The following is an 18,777-nucleotide window of genomic DNA, read 5'->3' on the forward strand; positions in this document are numbered from 1 at the left end:
GGGCTTGGATGGAGCGGGGCTTGCGGTGGTTTTCGCTCACGCCGCCGCCTTCAATGTGCTTGCCCGGCAGATCAGCACCCGCCCGCCATCGATCTTGACCGGGATGACCGGCGTGCAGCCCTTGTCCTCGCCTTGCGCTTCCCCGGTGGCGAGGGCGATGTTCCAGTTGTGGAGGGGGCAGGCGACGCTGTGGCCATGGACGATGCCCTGGCTGAGCGGCCCGTGTTTGTGCGGGCAGCGATTGACCAGCGCGAAGATCCTGTCGTCACTGGTGCGGAAAACGGCGATCTCTTCGCCGCCCTCGACGGGCACGGTGCGGCTGCCGCGCACCGGAATCTCATTCACCCAGCCGATGTCGAGCCATTCGCCGATCATGCCATTTCCTCCAGCCGTGCAGGTCTGAACTGCGCCATGTGCGCATGCTGCTCGCGTGCCACGCCTTCGGCGCGCTGCGCCCAGGGATCGTCCTGACTGAAGCCCTGCGAGAAGAGAAAGCGCGCGCGCAGCGCCTCGCGACCGATCTCATCCTCGACGATGCGCTGCTTCACATAATCGATGCCGACCCGCTCGATCCAGGGCGCGGTCCGCTCCAGATACCGGGCCTCCTCGCGATAGAGCTGGATGAAGGCGGCGCAATAATCGAGCGCCTCCTGTTCCGTCGCCACCCTGCAAAGCAGATCGGTTGCCCGAACCTTGATGCCGCCATTGCCGCCGACGCTGAGCTCGTAGCCCGAATCCAGGCAGACCACGCCAAAGTCCTTGATGGTCGCTTCCGCGCAGTTGCGCGGGCAGCCCGAGACGGCGATCTTGAACTTGTGGGGCATCCAGGAGCCCCATGTCATCCGCTCGATCCTGACGCCGAGGCCGGTCGAATCCTGCGTGCCGAAGCGGCACCACTCGCTGCCGACACAGGTCTTCACCGTGCGCAGCGACTTGCCATAGGCATGGCCCGAGACCATGCCCGCAGCGTTGAGGTCAGCCCAGACCGCGGGCAGATCCTCCTTGCGGATGCCGAATATGTCCAGCCGCTGCCCGCCCGTCACCTTGACCATCGGCGCGTTATATTTCTCGACCACATCGGCGATGGCCCGCAGCTCACGCGGATTAGTGAGGCCGCCCCACATGCGCGGCACGACGGAATAAGTGCCGTCCTTCTGGATGTTGGCGTGCATCCGCTCGTTGACGAAGCGGCTCTGCTGATCGTCGATATATTCACCGGGCAATGCGCACAGCAGATAATAATTGAGCGCCGGACGGCAGGACGAGCAACCATCAGGCGTGGACCAATGGAGCTTCTGCATTACCTCGGGGATTGATCGCATGTCCTGGGCCACGATCTCGCGCCGGACATCGTCATGCGTGAAGGTCGTGCATTTGCACATGGTCTTGGAGCCGGCCTGAACATCGTCGCCCAGCGTGATCGCCAGCAATGTTTCGACCAGGCCGGTGCAGGACCCGCAACTGGCGGACGCCTTGCAGGTGACGCGCACGGCGTCGAGACTGTGCGCCCCCCTCGCGATGGAGGAAAGCACTTGCCCCTTGGAGACGCCGTTGCAGCCGCAAATCTCGGCATCGTCCGAGAGCGCTGCAACGGCAGCCTTAGGGTCCGCCGCGCCCCCTCCCGAGGCGAATGCCTGGCCGAAGATCAGGACGTCACGCAGGTCTGCGACGCATTCGCCTTTCCTCAGAAGATCGAAATACCAGCTTCCGTCCGCAGTATCGCCGTACAGGACCGCACCGATGATGCGGTCGTCCTGCAGCACCAGACGCTTGTAGATGCCCCGGCTGGCGTCTCGCAGGACGATATCCTCGCAACCACCGCCGACGCCCGAAAAGTCGCCCGCCGAGAAGACATCCAGCCCGGCGACCTTGAGCTTGGTCGAGGTCGCCGAACATCGATAGGGGTTCGCCTTGCCGGTCAGGCCGTCCGCGAAGCTGCGGCACATGTCCCACAGCGGCGCCACGAGGCCATAGACGTTGCCGTCATGTTCGGCGCACTCTCCCACGGCCAGGATCGACGGGTCGCTCGTGACCATATGGTCGTCGACCTTGATACCGCGCCCGACCTCCAGCCCCGCCTCGCGCGCCAGGGCGACCGAAGGGCGAATGCCGACTGCCATGACAACGAGACTGGCCGGGATCTCCCGCCCGTCCTTGAGCCGCACGCCTTCCACCTTGCCGTCACCATAAATCTCGGCTGTGTCGGCGCCCGTGAGGATCGTCTGTCCACGTTCTTCAAGGGCCGTCTTGAGCAGCCAGCCCGCAGCCTCGTCGAGCTGACGCTCCATCAGGCTGCCCGGCAGATGCAGCACCGTCACGTTCATGCCGCGCAGCGCAAGGCCATGCGCTGCCTCGAGACCGAGCAGGCCGCCGCCGATCACCACGGCCGCACCGCCCTTTGCTGCAGCGGCGAGCATGGTGTCGACATCCTTCATGTCGCGAAAACTGACGACGCCGGGAAGGTCCTTGCCCGGCACGGGAATGATGAAGGGGTCCGACCCCGTCGCGATCAGCAGGCGATCATAGCCCAGCGTGCGGCCGGACCGGCTGGTGACGGCTGCGGACGCGCGATCGATGGAGACAATGGGATCGTCCGTGATCAGCGTGATCCCGTTGTCGCGATACCAGTCACGCCCGTTGATGATGATCTCGTCGAACGTCTTCTCGCCCGCGAGCACCGGGGAGAGCATGATCCGGTTGTAATTCACATGCGGCTCGGCGCCGAAGATAGTGATGCGATAGCGCCCCGCGTCACGCGCCAGCAGTTCCTCGACCGCCCGGCAGCCCGCCATGCCGTTTCCCACTACGACGAGATGCTCGCGCGGATCGCCGGAGAACCGATCTGCAGGCTCGTCGGTCCCTTCGCGGGGTTGATAGTCCTGGAAGTCCATGTCCCATGCTCCAAAACAAAAAAAAGCCGCCACCCAGGCTCCGGCTTTGGCCGGAAGCTGGATGGCGGCTTTGCCATCATGACACGCCTTGACGGTCCATCCTCGGACCGTCGCGGCTATAAGAACAGGGCAACCTTGCCCTTCGCACTGCAGCATGACCGGGATCGCTTCCCGGCGCAAGCGTCAAAATATCCAGTCGACCTGCAACCAGAACTTGCTGGTATCGGTCGCGAGCGCATCGGCCTCATAGCGCGCGAATCGTGCCGAAAAGACGGTGCGCTTTATCTTCATGCTGGCCAGCAGATCGATCTCGTCGCCATAATGCTGATCGAGGCGATCGCTCTCGAAACGATGCCAGGTGGCCTGCAGCGAGACCGAATCGATCCTGCCGGCGCCGGCCCAGCCATGGCCTGCGCCCACATAGAGATCACGTACGCCATTGGGCGGCGTGGTCAGCAATTTGTCGGCCCAGCCCTGAAACTTGAAGTTCGTGCCCAACGGGATCTGGAAGCTGGTGAGCGTCATGCCCTCGTCCGCGCCAAGCACCTCATAGCCGGCGTTCAGCTTGAATGGCTTCACATCCAGCGCGAGGTCCACAAGCCAGTAATCGGCAGCATAGCTATTGGGATTGCGGCGATAATCGCCCTGGCGCGCATAGCTCAAGCCATAGCTCAGCCTGGCCGCCCGGGAGAGGCTCCGCGATCCGGAAAGACGGAACCCATAAGTCTGGCTGGAGAGACGATAGCCCTGCACATCGGCCTCCTTCTGATCGACCAGATAGGCAAATCCGGTGACCTTCCCAACGGGCGTTGCATAGGAGAGGTTCACGAAGACATTCTCGCCGCCAATGCTTCGCGGACGTGCGCCCCTGCCGTCCACACCCCAGATCGTGCGGACACTCCACGCATAGCTGAGGTCCAGCTTGAGTCCGCCTAAGCCTGTCCATTCGGCGCGGACCGCGTCGAAGCTCTGGGCATTCTGGCGAAACGCGACATTGCCGACGAACCGCTCGTCATCCAACGCGATGCGCTGTCGCCCCGCGGTAACCATCAGGGCATCCGTCTTGTACTGAAGCTGCGCCCGGTAGAGCGCGACATTTTCCGGATCAGCGACGAGCGGGCGCGAAGCCGACCCATGGAGGCCGTCATGATAGCTGCCGGCCAGCGCCAGCGTCCCTTGCACCTCTGCAAGTGCCGACCAGGAGCCCATACCCGCCTGTGCCCCGGTGCGAAGGCGGATCGTCGCGGCATGAGCCTCGTCGGGAAGCCCAGTCTGCTCCACGACTTCATAGCGCAATCGCGCATCGATGAGGGACTGGACCGTCACGGTCTGGGCGCAAGCGGGTCCGGCAGCGGCCAGCCCGGCCGCCGCGAAAAGACAAGACTTCATGGACTATCCCCCGATGAGGAAGCCGGCGGAGCCGTATTCCGGACGCCGGCTTCGCCTCTCCAGCTCAGATGCGAGCGCCAGTGCTCCAGTTGGCGCGCCATTTTCCCTTCACGAGCGTAATCCCCACCAGCGCCAGCAGGGCGAGACCCGCGAAGATGAGAAAACCGGACCCGAAACTGCCGGTGAACTGCCTCGCGAAACCGAGCGACGACGCGAGATAGAAGCCCCCCACCCCGCCGGCCATCCCGACGAGCCCGGTCATGATGCCGATTTCGGACTGAAAGCGCTGGGGAACCAGCTGGAAGACCGCGCCGTTGCCGGTACCAAGCGCCAGCATCGCAATCACGAACAGCGTGAGCGCAGTTGCCAGTGTCGGCGCCATGCTGACCCCGGCAAGCGCGAGAGCCGCGACGATGAACACAATCGTCAGGCTGTTGATGCCTCCGATCCGATCCGCCAGAGCGCCGCCCATGGGCCGCACCAGCGAGCCGGCGAAGACACAGGCGGCCGTGCAATAGCCGGCCAGGATCGTGGTCAGGCCGAACTGGTCGGTGAAGTAGATCGTCAAGGAAGAGGCAAGGCCCGAGAAGCCGCCGAAGGTGACCGCATAGAAGCCCATCAGCCACCAGGCGTCGGCGGTCTTGAGGGACGTGAAATAGTCCGCGAATTTCTTCGGCGCGGGAGCGTCAGGCGCATCCTTGGCCAGGATAAGGTAAATGACGAGGACGATCGTGAGCGGAATGCAGGCGAGGCCCAGCACGGCGTTCCAACCAAAGAGCTTGGCCAGGACCGGCGCGAACAGCGAGGCAAGAACGGTTCCAGAGTTGCCCATGCCGGCCAGTCCCATAGCCTTGCCCTGATGCTCCGGCGGATACCAGCGACTGGCGAGCGGCAATGCGATGGCGAAGCTGGCACCGGCAAACCCGAGAATGATCCCCAGGACAAGCGTGCCGACAAAGCTGTTGACGCCCAGAAACCACGCCACGAGCAGGCCCGCGATCACGATCAGCTGATTGAGGGCACCGGAGAGCTTGGGGCCGATCCGGTCGACCAGCAGACCGTTCGCCACGCGAAGCAAGGCACCCATCAAGGTGGGCGTCGCGACCATCAGGCCTTTTTCGGCGGGAGTCAGGGACAGCGTCCTGGCGATTTCCGGCGCGAGCGGCCCCAGCAGAACCCACACCATGAAGGCGAGATCGAAATAAAGGAAAGCAGCAATGAGCGTCGGTTTGTGGCCGACGCGCCAGAAGTTGCTTTTCGCGGTGGCTGCGTCCGGCATTACGGTGCCGGAAATGTCCTGAATGACTGTAGCCATGTCACGTCCCCCTCTTTGGACGATGAAAACGAAAAAAGCCGCTCGACGGATTTGCGCGCATGGGCGCGAAATCCGGTCAGCGGCTTTGCTGCGAAAATGGGGAGGGCAGTGGGCTCCGTCTGTGGAGCATACCGTCCAAAAGGCCACGCCTCGTCGCGTAGCCCCCGCACTATCTCGCGATTCGTTTCATGTTGCAAGGCACAATTCTGGGCGCATCAACGCGGCACCTCGAAGCCCTCCAGATAGTCCTCGATCCGATCCGGATCGAACATGCGTCCGTCGAAAAAACGGTCCGGTCCCAAGGTGATAGCGCCTTTTGGCGCCCCGATGGCGAGGGGCTGGGCCAGCGCGCCTTCGACCTTCATGCTCGCACCGGGCATCGGCGCCTCGCTGCTGGCCAGGGCACGGCGATAAATGTCGGGGCGGAACACCGCCGCTGCGCGCGCCTGCGCATCGGCACTCGATTCGACCATGCGCCACCGCACGAACTGGGAATAGATCCACAGCGCCTGGCTCCGCCAGGGGAAGGGCGTCGCTTCACGCGCGAAGAGCAGGAAATCCGGCAGATCGACCGGCGGCTCCCCGCGACGCGCCACAATGTGTCCGGAAAGCGCCCGTTCGATGAGGTCATGCGGCTGATCGACATAGGCGGGATGAGACAGCAGGCGCGCCAGCTCCTCCCGGTTGGCCGGATCGTCGCACCAGCTTGCCGCTGCCACCAGTGCGCGGAGCAGCCTGTCGACCGTGTCGGCATTGTCTTCCATCCAGTCCGTGCGCAGGGCCAGCACCTTCTCGACGCCGCGTTGCCAGAGGCGCTCGCTGGCGGCGACCGCCTCGGCGAGACCCGCTTCGATGGCACTGCTGCCCCATGGCTCGCCTGCCGTAAAACCGTCGATTTCCCGCGCGCGCATCGCTTCGACCATCAGCGAGGGCGGCAAGACCCTCAGCACCACGTCCCGATCAGGGTCGACGCCGGCGCTGGCGAGAAAATAGCGCAGGATCAGGGCGTGGCTGGAGAAGCGATGGACGACACCGATGATGGGCTTGCGATGGTAAAGGCCGATCGCATTCGCAAAATCATGGGCGGTCGCGAGCGGATCGCCAAGCCGCGCGGCGGCGTCCGGTTCCAGAGCCGCCGCAAAATCCGGGTTCATCACCAGCAGGTTGCCATTGACGTTGAGCTTGCAGGGCGCGGAGAGTGCGCAAGGCTGCTGGCTCAGCCCAAGCGTCACGGCGACGGCCAGCGGCGCCAGCATATGCGCTGCCTGTACCTGGCCATAGACGAGCCGGTCGCGCAGCGTTGCCCAGCTTGTGTCACGCAAGAGCTCCAGCGCGATCCCTTCGGCCTCGGCAAAGCCCTTTTCGAGCGCGACGACCAGCGGCGCGGCATCCGTGAGCCCGAGAAAGGCGATGCGAATGGGCGTCACGACATCCCTCCCAACAGGTCGCTGGCGGTAATCAGGGCGGCCGCGACGTCGACCATCTTCTTGCCCTGATTCATGGCGGTGGTGCGCAACAGCGCATAAGCGTCCGGCTCGGACAGGTCGCGGGTGCGCATCAGGATCGCCTTGGCGCGATCGATCGTCTTGCGATCGGCAAGCTGGGTGAGCGCCTCGTCGCGTTCCGCCTGCATCCTCGCGAAGGCATTGAAGCGACGGATGGCGAGATCCAGTATGGGCTTCACCCGCTCCTTGCGCAGACCGTCCACGACATAGGCCGACACGCCGGCATCGATGGCCGCGCCGATCATGCTGTCATCCGACTGATCGACAAACATCGCAATCGGCTTTGCCAGAGCCCGGCTGACGATCAGCATCTCTTCCAGGGAATCGCGGCTGGGATTGCCCAGATCGATGAGCACCACATCCGGTGCCATGCGCTCCAGCCGCGCAACGAAAGCCCCGCGTGGCGGCACCACGTGAATGTCATCATAGCCGGCGTCACGCAGCCCTTCCTCGAGGACCGTGGCCCGCGCACCGCTGTCGTCGATGATGACGATTCGCACATGATCTCCTTCGCATCCGCAACATGCTTGGCTCTGAAGTCCGGGAAGGTCAAACCCCCGCCGGACAAACGCCGCGTGAGAGATCACCGGGCAGGCATGCCGCAAGAGCGCTCAATCCAGCTTGAGCGCATCCCGCACGATGTAATGGAGATCGGTCTGGTCGAGCAGGCCGCTGACATTGACGGCCTGAGGCCCATAAGCGGCGATGCGCAGCTGCGCGCCTGTGTGGCCTTGCGAGCCTTCCTCCGCGGTGCCGTAGTTCACTGTCATGACACCGCCCTCCCGCGTGTTCAGTGCCGCCGTCACGCCGGCCCGCGATGCGCTCCACCCTCTGACGGGCGAGCAGCTGGTGGAGACGCCGCAGCACAACTGGTTCCGGGTGCCCAAGCTCACCGAGATGGAACTGCGCGATCCCTCTTGGCTCCCCATAAAATGCAATTCGACGGAGCCCATTACGCGCGTCGCGCTAAAGGAACTTCAAAAATCACACCTCCGCCAAAGTAGTGATCGGTACCGCACCGCCCCCCTCCCGGCCCCCCGCTATCCCCGCACGAAGGCCCAGCTCATGATCGGCCCGGTCGCCGTCGCGGACCGGCCTGGGCGGTAGGCCGGGCCGAGGCCTGCGGCGATCTCGGCGAAGACGAGTGGCCATTGATCGCCGGCGATCCTGGCGAGGGCGCCGGCGGAGCGCATGGGCTGGTGGCGGGGCTGGACCACGGATCGGTCGGCGCGATGCTGCACGGCCAGTTCGGCGCGATAGCCATGTTCCCGCAGGATGTCGGCGGCCAGCAACTGGTCCGCATGACGGGAGAGGCCCCACAGGGAGGCCGGTCTTTCGGCCAGCACGCGCTGCAGCAGCCGCACCCGGTCCTGATCGAGGGCGATTGCCGGGAGGCCAAGGGCACGCGCGCGCTGGGCGAACAGGCGACCGGCCGCCAGCCCCGGATCATAAAGGGCGATCCGCGCGGCGGACGGCCTGTCCAGCCCGCAGGCGCCCAGCAGCGGCACGGTGGCGGCTGCGGTGACGAAGCCGCGTCGGCTGACGCGCGTCATGGCGCCGCTGGTCCCTTGCCGCTGGCGAGATAGGTCGCGATCTGCTGCATCTCCGCGTCGCTCACTTCGCCCCGGGGAATGGGCGGCATGTTGCCGATGCCGGTGCGCGCGGCCTGCACGACATAATCGACGCTTAGGTCCTTGCGCGCCTCCAGCAGCGGCTCGTCGGTGCGGCGCGCGAGCAGGCCCGAGCCCATGCCGCCGGGGCCATGGCACATGCCGCAATGCTGGATGTACAGGCGCTCGCCGCCGGTTGCGTCCGGTCTTGCGGCGACCGTCAGTGGCGGCGGTGGGGGCGGCGGGCCTCCTTTCACGGCGTCGCTCTTCTGGTCGGGTGCCTGCTGGCCGCAGGCCGCGAGGACCAGCGGGAGAAGCGCCAGCGGGAAAGCACCCGCAATCCGGACGCGCACCTTCATGAAGGCTCTCCCGCCTGCGCCTGCCGGGTCACGGAGCCGATCCCGCTCTTGCCGGGCGCGATCACCCCATGGGGATCGAGCGCGGCCTTCACCCGGTCGTTCAGCTTCCCCAGCGCGCCATCGTTGAAATCATAAGTGGAGGCGACCAGGTCCATATAATCGAGATGCGTGCGATATTCGCCGTAGCCCTGCGCCTTCGCGTCGGCGACCAATGCGCGGATGAAGGGATCGACGCGGGCCATCATGGCGGGATCGTCCTTGTCCAGCAGGATGGCATTGACGTTGATGAGGTGGCGCTCGCCAAAGGCGAAGCTCGCCTGATAGTCCATGCCATATTCTTTGTAGCGCTCGTAGGTCCGGCGGAACTGCGCCATGGCCGCGCTGCCCGATTGCGGCAGGACCGGGGAGAAGCCGATATGCCCGCCCCGGCCGCCATGCCAGTTGGCATTCTGCATGGGAAAGGTGATCGGCGTGCCGGTCCAGCCGGTCATTTCCAGCGGATCGCCGCGTTTCCAGTTCGTCGGCTTCATGCTCAGCGGCTTGAGCTTGTTCATCTCGCGTTCGAGAATGGCATAGGCTTCGCGGTTGATGGTCTCGCGTCCGTAGAGCCGCAGACTGACGCCCCACCAGCCCATCTGGAACTTCTTGCGGATCGCCGCGATGACCGCGTCCGACAGCGCGCCTTTCTGGTCCGTCCACTCGTTGCGCGTGGTCAGAATGGCGGCGGCGCGCAGCCAGTTGCCGATCGTCGGTGATTGCTGGAGGACGCCTTCCCGGCGCAGGGGTGCGATGGCATCGATCAGCGGGCCGAGATCGTCCGGCTTGTCGAATTCCAGGTCCATGCCCATCAGCGATTCCGGCTCGGGCATGAGCCAGAGGCCCGCCTTGGTGACGATGCCGAAATTGGATTGCACGAACATCTGGTCCCAGGCCGGCCCGAAGCCGAAGCGATAGAGCTGCCAGGTCGGCGAGTTGGTGAGCGCGCCCATGCCGGTGCGGACCAGCGTGCCGTCGGCCAGCACCACTTCCATGCCGCACAGCTTCGTCGTGTGCTCGCCATAGGGCGTGTATCCCACGCCCCGGTCCAGCGCATTGCCGATCACCGAGCCCCAGCTGTTGCCCGGCGTCGAGAGCCAGTGCTTGAGGCCGCGCGCCTTCAGGAAATCGTAGAGATCGTAGAAGCCGACGCCGGGCTCCAGCAGCACCGTGCCGTTCTCCTCGTCATATTCGATCTTCTTCATCCGCGAGAGGTCGAGAATGACGGAGCCCGCCAGCACGGGTGCCGAGCCGCCATAACCGAGATTCTTGCCCCGGCTGATCGGCCAGAGCGCGATCCTGTGCTCGGCCGCGATGCGCACGATCGCCTGGATCTGCTCCACCGTGTCCGGCGCGATGGCACCGGCCGGGCGATGCAGATTGTCGTCGACCGCGAAGGCATCGGCGTAGGCCTCCTGGTCCTGCGCATCGAAGAACAGATTTTGCGCACCGACCACGGCGGCGAAGCTGCGGCGCGCGGCGGCCATCTGTTCCGGGCTGGTGGTGTGGCGTGTGGATGACGGCATGGCTTTATCCGGTCTGTGCACCCCCTTGCTGACGCCTCGGTGACCTTGCTCGCCCCTCCCGGTGCGGCCGGCCGTTGTCCCGCGCGTTCAGCAAGACGATCTGTGAGTTGTAACGATCGTTATATGTTCGACGGCTTGTCCCTGACGCGCCCCGGCCTCCTATGCTGGTTTGTCGAGGCGACGTTCGTTCGGGTCAAGCTTCAGCATCTCCGGGCTCTTGAGGGCCGGGTCCCAATGCTCGACGATCTTGCCGTCCTCGATCCTGAACAGGTCGAACCAGCTCGTATGATAAGGCTCGCCTTCCGCGTCGCGCTCGGGACGAACGAACGTGAACTGCACCATGTCCCGCTCGGCGACGATGGAGACCAGCGGCAGTTCGATCGTCGGCTTGATGTCGCGTTCGGGGCGCGATGCCCGGATGAAGGCGCTCAGGGCATCCCGGCCGCTCACCACATTGGGATTGTGCTGGATATAGTCCGGCCCGATGAAATCGCTCACCCGATCCGCGCGCCCGGCCTGCAGGACGATGCGGTACATGTCATAGCACAGCCGCTTGTTCCGCGCGATCGCGGGATCGGCGCTGGCGAGCATCGCGTCGTGATCGGCCGCGACGACCGGGGTCGTCTGGCCCGGAATCGGCTCGGCGGCCGCGACCAGCACTGTCCTGCCGCTCAAGAGGGCTGCTCCTCGTTCCAGGGGCGCGGCCATTTGCGCGTGTCATCCCAATGCTCGACGATCAGGCCGTCCTCGAGCCGGAACATGTCGAAGGCATGGCCCATATAGGTCTCGCCCGGCCGGGTCGGGTCGGGCTGCGCCTGTTCCCAGATGGCCACGACATAGTCGCCCTGGGCCACCGTGCGCAGCAGTTCCTTGCGAGCGGGCGGCGTGAAGCCTTCCGGCAGATTGCGGATGATCTTGACCAGATGCAGGATATGCTCCCGGCCGGAGGGCATGTTCACATTGTGCTGGATATAGTCGGGGTGGATATATTTGAGGACCGCTTCCGGGTCGCCTTCGTAGATCACGCCCTTCCACATCTCCATCACGATCGCGGCATTGCGCTCTTCAAGGGTGGGTTGGTCTGTCATGCCTGCCTCATGTCAGCGCGTAGTAACGCAGCACATTGCCTTCGACATGGCGCTCGCCCACGCCGATGAAGACATGTTTGGTGAGCCAGTCATGCTTGCCGACCGGCGTCTCGAAGCTCGGCTGGCCGCGAAGATAATATTCCTGCTGCTCGACCGGCGCCCCGCCGCGGAACGCCCAGTCGCGGATCCGTTCCATCGTCTCGGGCTTGCGGCCCCATAGGAAACCCTTGTTGTTGAGGAGGATGAGCGTGCCGTCTTCCTCCTCAAGCATGTAGCGCGCATCGAACACGGCGACGTCGTCCGGTCGGAAAAAGGCATAGTCGCCGCCCGAGCCCGGCACGGCCTTGCCGCGCAGGCGCGGCCCCTCGAAGGTGCCGCTTTCCACATAGACCGCGCCGCGATTGCCGCCCCAGGGCGTGTTGTTGATCATCTGGACGCGCGGAAAGGTGAGCCGCACTTCCATCACGAACTCCAGCCGGGGGTTGTCCAGGGTGGAGAAGGGTCCCGTGAAGGCGTCAGTCATGGGACAGCCTCCGGGCCGGCGCGGCGGCCGTCGGGGACATCGCGTTCATGCCGGTCGGGCGGCAGGATGGTGGAACTGGGCGCAAGGCTAGCCTCTCCTTTTTATCTTCGTTGGGAGGCATGGTAACGATCGTTATTATGCCCTGCAAGAGGCGATGCGCACCCTCGCGCCGGACCCGAAGGCATCGTGCGTCGCCCGAAGGCGCCGGACAGAGCCGGATCCGGACGGGCTTTCCGCGCGATGTCGCGGTGACGCGCGGATCATCAACGGCCTTGACGAAATCGAACGCGCCGCCGCAGATAGCCCCCATGTCAAACCCATCCGACCCGTCCGAGACGCCGCAGACGTTACAGTCCAACCTGAGCGAAGAAGCCGAAATGCTTCACAATATCCTCAAGCTGGCAAACCGGCTGATGGCGCCTTTTTCGACGTTTCTTGCCCATGAACATCGCATCAGCCTCAACGAATTCCGGGTGATGATGCAGATCGGATTCTACAACACGACCGCGAGTCACGAGCTGGTCGAGCTGACCGGCGTCAATGCGATGAGTATCTCGCGCGCGGTCGCCACGCTCGAGCGGCATGGCCGCGTGGTCACGGTCCCCGATCCGACCAATCGCCGACGCAAGCGACTGACCCTGACGGCCGAGGGCGAGCGGCTGTTCCGCGCGATGCGTCCGGCCACGGATCTTGTCGCCCAGTATCTCCTGTCGCGACTCAAGCCCCATGAGAAGGCGGCGCTCGATCATATCCTGCGCACGCTCATCGACACGCTGGAAGCGAAGGACGAAGAAGGTCGCTCGCTGTTCCTGGAGCACACCCGCCCGGATCGCGCGGTCGAGCCCTGAATGCGAAGACGGATCGACATTCAACCTCTGAAGCGCATTGCCTCCCTGTAAAACGTCATGCTGAACTTGTTTCAGCATCCATTTCGCGTCCGAGACCGGAGCTTGAAGGCACGATGGATGCTGAAACAAGTTCAGCATGACGAAAATATTGGCAGGAAGAGTCCTGTTCAACGGACGAAATGAACGTCGATACCCCCTAGGGCTGATCGACATTCAGATGATGGCGTGGCGAAAATGGTGGTTTCTCGGGACCCGGCGCGCAGCGTACTCAAGGTACGTGAGCACCGGAAGACCGAGAAAGCGCCATTTGCAGTCCGCCAGCGCTGGATGTCGACCAGCCCTAGCCCATGCCGCGCCCGCTTGCGGTGGTGACCGGCACGGGCTGCGCCACGTCCCAATGCTCGACGATCAGGCCATCCTCGAATCGGAAAATGTTCATCAGCGCATGGCCCGGGTCTTCCGGTCCCTGGCGGCCGATGAGGTGCGCGACGGCATAGTCGCCGTCCACCAGGATGCGCCGCACGTCCATGGTGACGGTGGGCCGGGCCAACAGGCCTTCGAGATGCGCAATGGCGGCTTCCCGGCCATCGGTGACCGCGGGATTATGCTGCATATAGTCGACATGAACGTAACGTTCGAAGGCTTCGCGAACCTTCATTTCGTCATAATATAATCGCACGAAGTCCAGAAATGCAGCGCGCGTGCGGTTCGTGCGGGCGGCATATTCGGGCGTGGAAGCTTCTGTAAGCTCGGCGGTTCGCATGTTCATGGCCTATCCTCCTCCTTGATCCGCTCGTTTCGCGCGGTTTGCCGGATTTTTCGATGTGGTCGCGAGGCTGATGTCAGCTCGATTGACCAATTGTAACGTTCGTTATATTGTTCTGCGTCTGGCTTCAAACCACTTTCAAGGTGGGAGGGCAAGGAGAGGAAGCGATGCGGGCAAGCGATATCCTGATCGAATGGTGCGTCGGCGCGGCTTCCGGCCTTGCGCGAGGTGAGGCTGCGGCCGCGCCTGGCTTGCGGAGCGGCGCCGCGATTGCAGGCGACGCCACTCCGGCTCTCGTCGCCGAGTCAGACCATTGGCTCTTGTCCGCATGATCCGCGGCGGGCCGGCACGACAATCGACACAGATAAGCATCAACAGAAAAGAAGGGGAGGAAGCATGAACACCATATTTTTGCGCGGCTGCACCAGCGCGTTCGTGATCGCTGCGGCGAGCTTGGGCGCGAGCCAGGGATGGGCGCAGGACGCCGCCGCCGGGGCGCCCGCGCCTCAGGACGAGCGCGTCGACGCGGCCGAGGGCGATATCGTCGTCACGGCGCAGCGCCGTTCGGAGCGTTTGCAGGATGTCCCGATTTCCGTCTCGGTGGTCGGCGGCGAGCGGCTCGCCCGTGACAATCTGACGAGCCTGTCCGCGGTCGCCGATCGCCTCGCCAATGTGCGCATCACGCCCGGGCCGTTCGACCAGTTGAACATTCGCGGCATCGGCTCGTCCAACAACACCGGCTTCGAACAGTCGGTGGCGACCTTCGTCGACGGTGTCTATCGCTCGCGTCCGCGCGCCATCCGCGCCGCCTTGTTCGATGTCGAGCGGGTCGAGGTGCTCAAGGGGCCGCAGACCACCTTCTTCGGCAATAACGCGATCGCGGGCGCGCTCAACATCACCACGCGCAAGCCGGGCAACGCCTTCGAGGCCAATGCCTCCGCGCTTTACGGCACTTATGGCGAATATAATGTCGAGGCCGGCGTGACCGCGCCGCTCGGCGAGATGCTGAGCGTGCGCCTGGCCGGCCGGCTTTCGGGGATGGACGGCTTCGTGAAGAACGAGTTCACGGGCAAGGATGGGCCAAGGGAGCGCAACCGGGTCGGGCGCGCGTCGATCGCCTTCACGCCGAGCGCCAACTTCCGTTCGGATCTTCGCTTCGACACCGGCAAGATGTCGGCGCAGGATTTCCTGCCTTTCGAGCTAGAGCATTGTCCCCCGCCCTCGCCTTTCCCGGTCGGCGGCAGCTGCGCCAACTATATCGCGGCCAATGGCGGCCCCGTCGACGACGAGTTGAACTGGCGCAATTCCAGCCGCCCCGGCAAGCTGGACTATGCCTTCAACGAGCTGGGCTGGACCAACTCGCTCAGCATCGGCGATTACACGCTGAACGCCATCACTGGCTATTTCGATCATGATACGGAATATCTGCAGCAGCTCATCCCCTCGCCCGTTCCCGGGATCGGCGGGGGCAGCCTGCTGCCGGTCTTCCAGCGCGAGACGTTCAGCCAATGGTCGCAGGAAATTCGCCTCGTCTCCCCCACGGGGGGCTTCCTCGAATGGCAGCTGGGCGCCTATTATGGCAGCAGCAAGATGCGCAACAATGGCGTGACGGGCTTCTTCTTCGCGCCCTTCGGCGCGTCCGCGCCGCCCTATACCGCCCAGACGCCCGTTGCCGGGCGCCTGACGGTGCATGAGGATGCCACCACCAAATCGGTGTTCGGCGCCGCCACGCTGCGGCCGGTGGACCGGGTCAAGCTCAACCTCGGCCTGCGTTACTCGGTGGTCTCGAAGGACGCTTTCCGCGCCCTGCACAACGGCACGGCGGACCCGAACTTCCCGACACCGGAGAACTATGTGCCGGCCAGCAAGGCCGTCAGCGATACGCTGAACGCCATCCTCGGCTCGAACAACATGGATTTCCCGGATCCCTCGCGCGAGGATGATAAGCTCATGCCGTCCGTGAGCGTACAGTTCGATGCGACACCGGACCTCACGGCTTACGCGAGCTACACTAAGGGCTTCAAGGCCGGCGGCTACAGCGGCGGCTCGGCCGGCGGGGATTTCGGGCCTGAGACGGTCAATGCCTATGAAGTCGGCCTGAAGGGCAATCTCTTCGCCCGGCAGGTCACATTCTCGCTGAGCGCGTTCCGGGGCGATTATTCGGGCCTTCAGGAATCCGTGTCGGAGACCCTGCCCAGCGGCACGGTGCGCGTCAGCGTCGCCAATGCCGCGTCCGCCCGATCACAAGGCGTGGAATTCTCGGCGAGCTGGCGCATGACCAGCTGGCTCACTGCGAGCACGGACCTTGCTTATCTGGACGCGATCTACCTCAATTATGACGGTGCACCCTGTTCGTCGATCCAGACGCTGCTCGGCGCCTCGGCCGGCTGCGTCGGCCGGCGGCAGGACCTCTCCGGCAAGCGGCGCGGCTTCGCACCCGAATGGACCGGCAATTTTCGCCTCGATGCGACCATTCCGGCCGGAGACATGCAGGTGCGGATCTCGCCGCTCCTCTATTTCAGCTCCTGGTACTTCCAGTCCTCCACGGCGGACGACCTGATCCGGCAGAAAGGCTTCGCGAAAGTCGATCTGCGCGTCGGCGTCGGGCCGCAGGATGATCGCTGGAGCGTGGCGGTGATCGGCCAGAACCTGACCGACCGCGCCACCGCCGGGTTCCGCCAGACGGTGAGCGGCGCCAATGGCTCGGTCTCGGCCCTGGCCGAGCGTCCGCGCACGGTCGCGGTCCAGCTGACCGCGCGCTACTGAGATGGGAGGGCGGCGGGGCCTTGCTCCGCCGCCCGACACGGGCCCGCCGCAGGGCCGGCACAGGGTAGAGACAGGAGAGCCTCGCGCATGAAGTCGCCCTTGATGATGATGCTGGTCGCCTTCGCCGCCACGTCCATGAGCCATGCCCAGACCGTCACCACGGCCGAAGGGCAGGCAGCGCTGCTCGCCAGCGCGGACAGCAAGCTCCAAGCCAACAAGAAGCTCGTCTATGACATGTATCGCGAGGTGCTGCTCGGCGGCCGCGCCGATCTGGTCGATCGCTACTTCACGGTCGAATATCTGCAGCATAATCCCAACGTCGCATCGGGCCGCGATGCGCTGGCAAAGTTCATTCGCGGGTCGCGGCCCGAGCGTCCGGTCAATCCCACGATCACGCTGCCGCTCATCACCATCATGGCCGAGCGCGACCTCGTTCTGGTCGTGACGCAGCGCCCGATGCGCGACGAAGGCGGTGAAGGCTATGTGACGAGCTGGTTCGATCTTTTCCGCATTGCCGATGGCAGGATCGCCGAGCATTGGGATCCGGCGCTGAAGTCCGCCGCAATGCTTCGGTTCGATCCCAACAGCGTGCCCGAGGCGCTGTCGGCGATCGAAGCGGAGACCGCGAAGGATGAAAAGAAACCCGGGGGCGACCCCGAACGCTGATATCATGCAAGCCGGTGCGACCGATCGCCCGGAGTCGGCCACGACGTCATCTGGAGGAACGATATGGACCATGAATTCAAGCTGCTGATCGACGGCAAGGCCGTCGATGGCGCAAGCAGTTTCGATGTCATCAATCCTGCGACCGGAGAAGCGTTCGCGCAATGCCCGAAGGCGGACGCGGCGATGCTCGAGGACGCGGTGGCCGCTGCCCGGCGGGCTTTCCCCGCATGGTCCGCCCTGCCCATCGAGGAGCGCGCCGCGCGGGTCAACGCGCTTGCCGATGCGCTGGAAGCGCGCGCCAGCGAGTTCGCGAGCCTGCTGACGCGCGAGCAGGGCAAGCCGATCGATCAGGCCATGTACGAGATCATGGGCAGCGTGTTCACGCTGCGCGCCTTCGCGGACATGCGGATCGAAACGAAGGTCCTGCGCGAGGGCGAGGGCAACACGGTCATCGAGCATCGCACGCCGCTCGGGGTCGTCGGCGCGATCACGCCGTGGAATTTCCCGGTGATCCTGCTGATGAACAAGCTCGGCCCGGCGCTGGTGACGGGCAATTGCGTGGTCGCCAAGCCGGCGCCCACGACGCCGCTCACCACGCTTCTCTTCGGGGAGCTCGCGAAGGACATTCTGCCGCCGGGCGTGTTCAATGTGCTGTGCGACGAGAATGAGCTGGGCCCGCTCCTCACCAGCCATCCCGACATCGCGAAGATCGCCTTCACCGGATCGACGGCGACCGGCAAGAAAGTCATGGCTTCGGCTGCGGACAGCGTGAAGCGCGTGACGCTGGAACTGGGCGGCAATGATGCCGCGATCGTGCTTGACGATGTCGATCCGCGGGCGGTGGCCGGCAAAGTCTATCAGGGTGCAATGGCCAATGCCGGCCAGATCTGCGTGGCGATCAAGCGGGCCTATGTGCCATCCTCCATGTATGACGAGTTCTGCGACGAGCTGGCCCGGCTGGCCGGCGAGGCCGTGGTGGATGACGGTGCCCGGCAAGGCGCGACGATCGGCCCGATCCAGAACAGGATGCAGTTCGAGAAGGTCAAGGCGCTGCTCGACAGCGCCCGGGCGGAGGGCACCATCCTGTCCGGCGGCGAAGCGCTCGACCGACCCGGCTATTTCATTCCGCCAACCATCGTGCGCGATCTCGACGATGATGCGCCGCTGGTCCGGGAGGAACAGTTCGGCCCGGTGCTGCCGGTCCTCAAATATGACGATATCGATGATGTGATCGCCCGTGCGAATGACAGCGATTACGGGCTCGGCGGCACCGTCTGGGGCCGGGACGTCGCGCGCGCGACGGAAGTCGCCAAGCGCATCGATACCGGCACCGTCTGGGTGAACCAGCATCTCGCCATCGACGCCAACATCCCCTTCCGCGGATCGAAGCAGTCCGGCCTTGGCGGCGAACTCGGCGAGGCGGGCCTGTTTGAATATACGCAGGCGCACATCATCAACGCGGTTCCGCTCGAGGACCGCTGACCCGCAC

Annotated in this window: 18 protein-coding genes; 4 read left to right on the forward strand and 14 right to left on the reverse strand. The window is 64.7% G+C overall.

Annotated features, from left to right (window positions below; genetic code table 11):
- Positions 1–36: 36 nt before the first annotated feature.
- The 13 genes from nirD to HNP60_RS13760 form a co-directional block, all read right to left on the reverse strand.
- Positions 37–375, reverse strand: coding sequence for a nitrite reductase small subunit NirD (gene nirD / locus HNP60_RS13700; RefSeq protein WP_184154758.1), 339 nt, complete (start codon positions 373–375; stop codon positions 37–39).
- The gene (gene nirB, locus HNP60_RS13705) at positions 372–2,891 is read right to left on the reverse strand and encodes a nitrite reductase large subunit NirB (RefSeq protein ID WP_184154762.1); all 2,520 of its coding nucleotides are present in this window, start codon (positions 2,889–2,891) and stop codon (positions 372–374) included. The genes nirD and nirB overlap by 4 nt, the downstream gene beginning before the upstream one ends.
- A gap of 183 nt (positions 2,892–3,074) precedes the next feature.
- Entirely contained in the window at positions 3,075–4,280 is a 1,206-nt protein-coding gene (locus tag HNP60_RS13710; protein ID WP_184154766.1) for an alginate export family protein, read from the reverse strand.
- A gap of 64 nt (positions 4,281–4,344) precedes the next feature.
- Positions 4,345–5,595, reverse strand: a complete 1,251-nt coding sequence (locus tag HNP60_RS13715) for a nitrate/nitrite transporter (RefSeq protein WP_184154768.1) — start codon at positions 5,593–5,595, stop codon at positions 4,345–4,347.
- Positions 5,596–5,810: 215 nt separating this feature from the next.
- Positions 5,811–7,022, reverse strand: coding sequence for an ABC transporter substrate-binding protein (locus HNP60_RS13720; protein WP_184154771.1), 1,212 nt, complete (start codon positions 7,020–7,022; stop codon positions 5,811–5,813).
- Positions 7,019–7,600 (reverse strand): ANTAR domain-containing response regulator, encoded by a 582-nt coding sequence (locus HNP60_RS13725; RefSeq protein WP_014077092.1) that lies wholly within the window; start codon positions 7,598–7,600, stop codon positions 7,019–7,021. The genes HNP60_RS13720 and HNP60_RS13725 overlap by 4 nt, the downstream gene beginning before the upstream one ends.
- 111 nt (positions 7,601–7,711) lie before the next feature.
- Positions 7,712–7,906 carry an alkaline phosphatase gene (locus tag HNP60_RS13730; RefSeq protein WP_338056722.1) on the reverse strand — a complete coding sequence of 65 codons (195 nt, stop codon included), beginning with the start codon at positions 7,904–7,906 and terminating at the stop codon, positions 7,712–7,714.
- Between the two features lie 234 nt (positions 7,907–8,140).
- Entirely contained in the window at positions 8,141–8,653 is a 513-nt protein-coding gene (locus tag HNP60_RS13735; RefSeq protein WP_184154774.1) for a hypothetical protein, read from the reverse strand.
- Positions 8,650–9,069, reverse strand: coding sequence for a c-type cytochrome (locus HNP60_RS13740; protein WP_184154777.1), 420 nt, complete (start codon positions 9,067–9,069; stop codon positions 8,650–8,652). The genes HNP60_RS13735 and HNP60_RS13740 overlap by 4 nt, the downstream gene beginning before the upstream one ends.
- Positions 9,066–10,631 carry an FAD-binding oxidoreductase gene (locus HNP60_RS13745; RefSeq protein ID WP_184154780.1) on the reverse strand — a complete coding sequence of 522 codons (1,566 nt, stop codon included), beginning with the start codon at positions 10,629–10,631 and terminating at the stop codon, positions 9,066–9,068. The genes HNP60_RS13740 and HNP60_RS13745 overlap by 4 nt, the downstream gene beginning before the upstream one ends.
- 159 nt (positions 10,632–10,790) lie before the next feature.
- Positions 10,791–11,306, reverse strand: coding sequence for a nuclear transport factor 2 family protein (locus HNP60_RS13750; RefSeq protein WP_260394894.1), 516 nt, complete (start codon positions 11,304–11,306; stop codon positions 10,791–10,793).
- A complete protein-coding gene (locus HNP60_RS13755; protein WP_014077100.1) occupies positions 11,303–11,719 on the reverse strand; it encodes a nuclear transport factor 2 family protein in 417 nt (138 codons plus the stop codon). Before HNP60_RS13755 ends, HNP60_RS13750 begins: the two co-directional genes overlap by 4 nt.
- A 7-nt stretch (positions 11,720–11,726) precedes the next feature.
- Positions 11,727–12,242, reverse strand: a complete 516-nt coding sequence (locus HNP60_RS13760) for a DUF3237 domain-containing protein (protein WP_184154786.1) — start codon at positions 12,240–12,242, stop codon at positions 11,727–11,729.
- 308 nt (positions 12,243–12,550) lie between these two features.
- On the opposite strand from HNP60_RS13760, the gene HNP60_RS13765 reads away from it, so the two are divergent.
- Positions 12,551–13,090 carry a MarR family winged helix-turn-helix transcriptional regulator gene (locus tag HNP60_RS13765; RefSeq protein ID WP_260394895.1) on the forward strand — a complete coding sequence of 180 codons (540 nt, stop codon included), beginning with the start codon at positions 12,551–12,553 and terminating at the stop codon, positions 13,088–13,090.
- A gap of 340 nt (positions 13,091–13,430) precedes the next feature.
- Here the strand turns inward: HNP60_RS13765 and HNP60_RS13770 are convergent, their stop codons facing one another.
- Positions 13,431–13,859: a nuclear transport factor 2 family protein gene (locus tag HNP60_RS13770; protein WP_184047224.1), complete on the reverse strand. Its 429-nt coding sequence runs from the start codon at positions 13,857–13,859 to the stop codon at positions 13,431–13,433.
- Positions 13,860–14,252: 393 nt separating this feature from the next.
- On the opposite strand from HNP60_RS13770, the gene HNP60_RS13775 reads away from it, so the two are divergent.
- The 3 genes from HNP60_RS13775 (at position 14,253) to HNP60_RS13785 (ending at position 18,770) form a co-directional block, all read left to right on the forward strand.
- Positions 14,253–16,622, forward strand: a complete 2,370-nt coding sequence (locus HNP60_RS13775) for a TonB-dependent receptor (protein ID WP_184154789.1) — start codon at positions 14,253–14,255, stop codon at positions 16,620–16,622.
- An 87-nt stretch (positions 16,623–16,709) separates the two neighbouring features.
- Complete coding sequence (locus HNP60_RS13780) at positions 16,710–17,288, forward strand: nuclear transport factor 2 family protein (RefSeq protein ID WP_260394896.1); 579 nt, start codon at positions 16,710–16,712, stop codon at positions 17,286–17,288.
- A 63-nt stretch (positions 17,289–17,351) separates the two neighbouring features.
- Positions 17,352–18,770 (forward strand): aldehyde dehydrogenase family protein, encoded by a 1,419-nt coding sequence (locus tag HNP60_RS13785; RefSeq protein ID WP_184047218.1) that lies wholly within the window; start codon positions 17,352–17,354, stop codon positions 18,768–18,770.
- Positions 18,771–18,777: the final 7 nt, after the last annotated feature.

Origin of the sequence: Sphingobium lignivorans (genome assembly GCF_014203955.1) — a bacterium.
GTDB classification, from domain to species: Bacteria; Pseudomonadota; Alphaproteobacteria; order Sphingomonadales; family Sphingomonadaceae; genus Sphingobium; species Sphingobium lignivorans.

What these genes read in the sequence shown, in the direction of transcription:
- nirD (WP_184154758.1), bottom strand. Translation starts at nt 375, where the DNA reads ATGATCGGCGAATGGCTCGACATCGGCTGGGTGAATGAGATTCCGGTG.
- nirB (WP_184154762.1), bottom strand. Translation starts at nt 2,891, where the DNA reads ATGGACTTCCAGGACTATCAACCCCGCGAAGGGACCGACGAGCCTGCA.
- HNP60_RS13710 (WP_184154766.1), bottom strand. Translation starts at nt 4,280, where the DNA reads ATGAAGTCTTGTCTTTTCGCGGCGGCCGGGCTGGCCGCTGCCGGACCC.
- HNP60_RS13715 (WP_184154768.1), bottom strand. Translation starts at nt 5,595, where the DNA reads ATGGCTACAGTCATTCAGGACATTTCCGGCACCGTAATGCCGGACGCA.
- HNP60_RS13735 (WP_184154774.1), bottom strand. Translation starts at nt 8,653, where the DNA reads ATGACGCGCGTCAGCCGACGCGGCTTCGTCACCGCAGCCGCCACCGTG.
- HNP60_RS13740 (WP_184154777.1), bottom strand. Translation starts at nt 9,069, where the DNA reads ATGAAGGTGCGCGTCCGGATTGCGGGTGCTTTCCCGCTGGCGCTTCTC.
- HNP60_RS13745 (WP_184154780.1), bottom strand. Translation starts at nt 10,631, where the DNA reads ATGCCGTCATCCACACGCCACACCACCAGCCCGGAACAGATGGCCGCC.
- HNP60_RS13755 (WP_014077100.1), bottom strand. Translation starts at nt 11,719, where the DNA reads ATGACAGACCAACCCACCCTTGAAGAGCGCAATGCCGCGATCGTGATG.
- HNP60_RS13760 (WP_184154786.1), bottom strand. Translation starts at nt 12,242, where the DNA reads ATGACTGACGCCTTCACGGGACCCTTCTCCACCCTGGACAACCCCCGG.
- HNP60_RS13765 (WP_260394895.1), top strand. Translation starts at nt 12,551, where the DNA reads ATGTCAAACCCATCCGACCCGTCCGAGACGCCGCAGACGTTACAGTCC.
- HNP60_RS13770 (WP_184047224.1), bottom strand. Translation starts at nt 13,859, where the DNA reads ATGAACATGCGAACCGCCGAGCTTACAGAAGCTTCCACGCCCGAATAT.
- HNP60_RS13775 (WP_184154789.1), top strand. Translation starts at nt 14,253, where the DNA reads ATGAACACCATATTTTTGCGCGGCTGCACCAGCGCGTTCGTGATCGCT.
- HNP60_RS13780 (WP_260394896.1), top strand. Translation starts at nt 16,710, where the DNA reads ATGAAGTCGCCCTTGATGATGATGCTGGTCGCCTTCGCCGCCACGTCC.
- HNP60_RS13785 (WP_184047218.1), top strand. Translation starts at nt 17,352, where the DNA reads ATGGACCATGAATTCAAGCTGCTGATCGACGGCAAGGCCGTCGATGGC.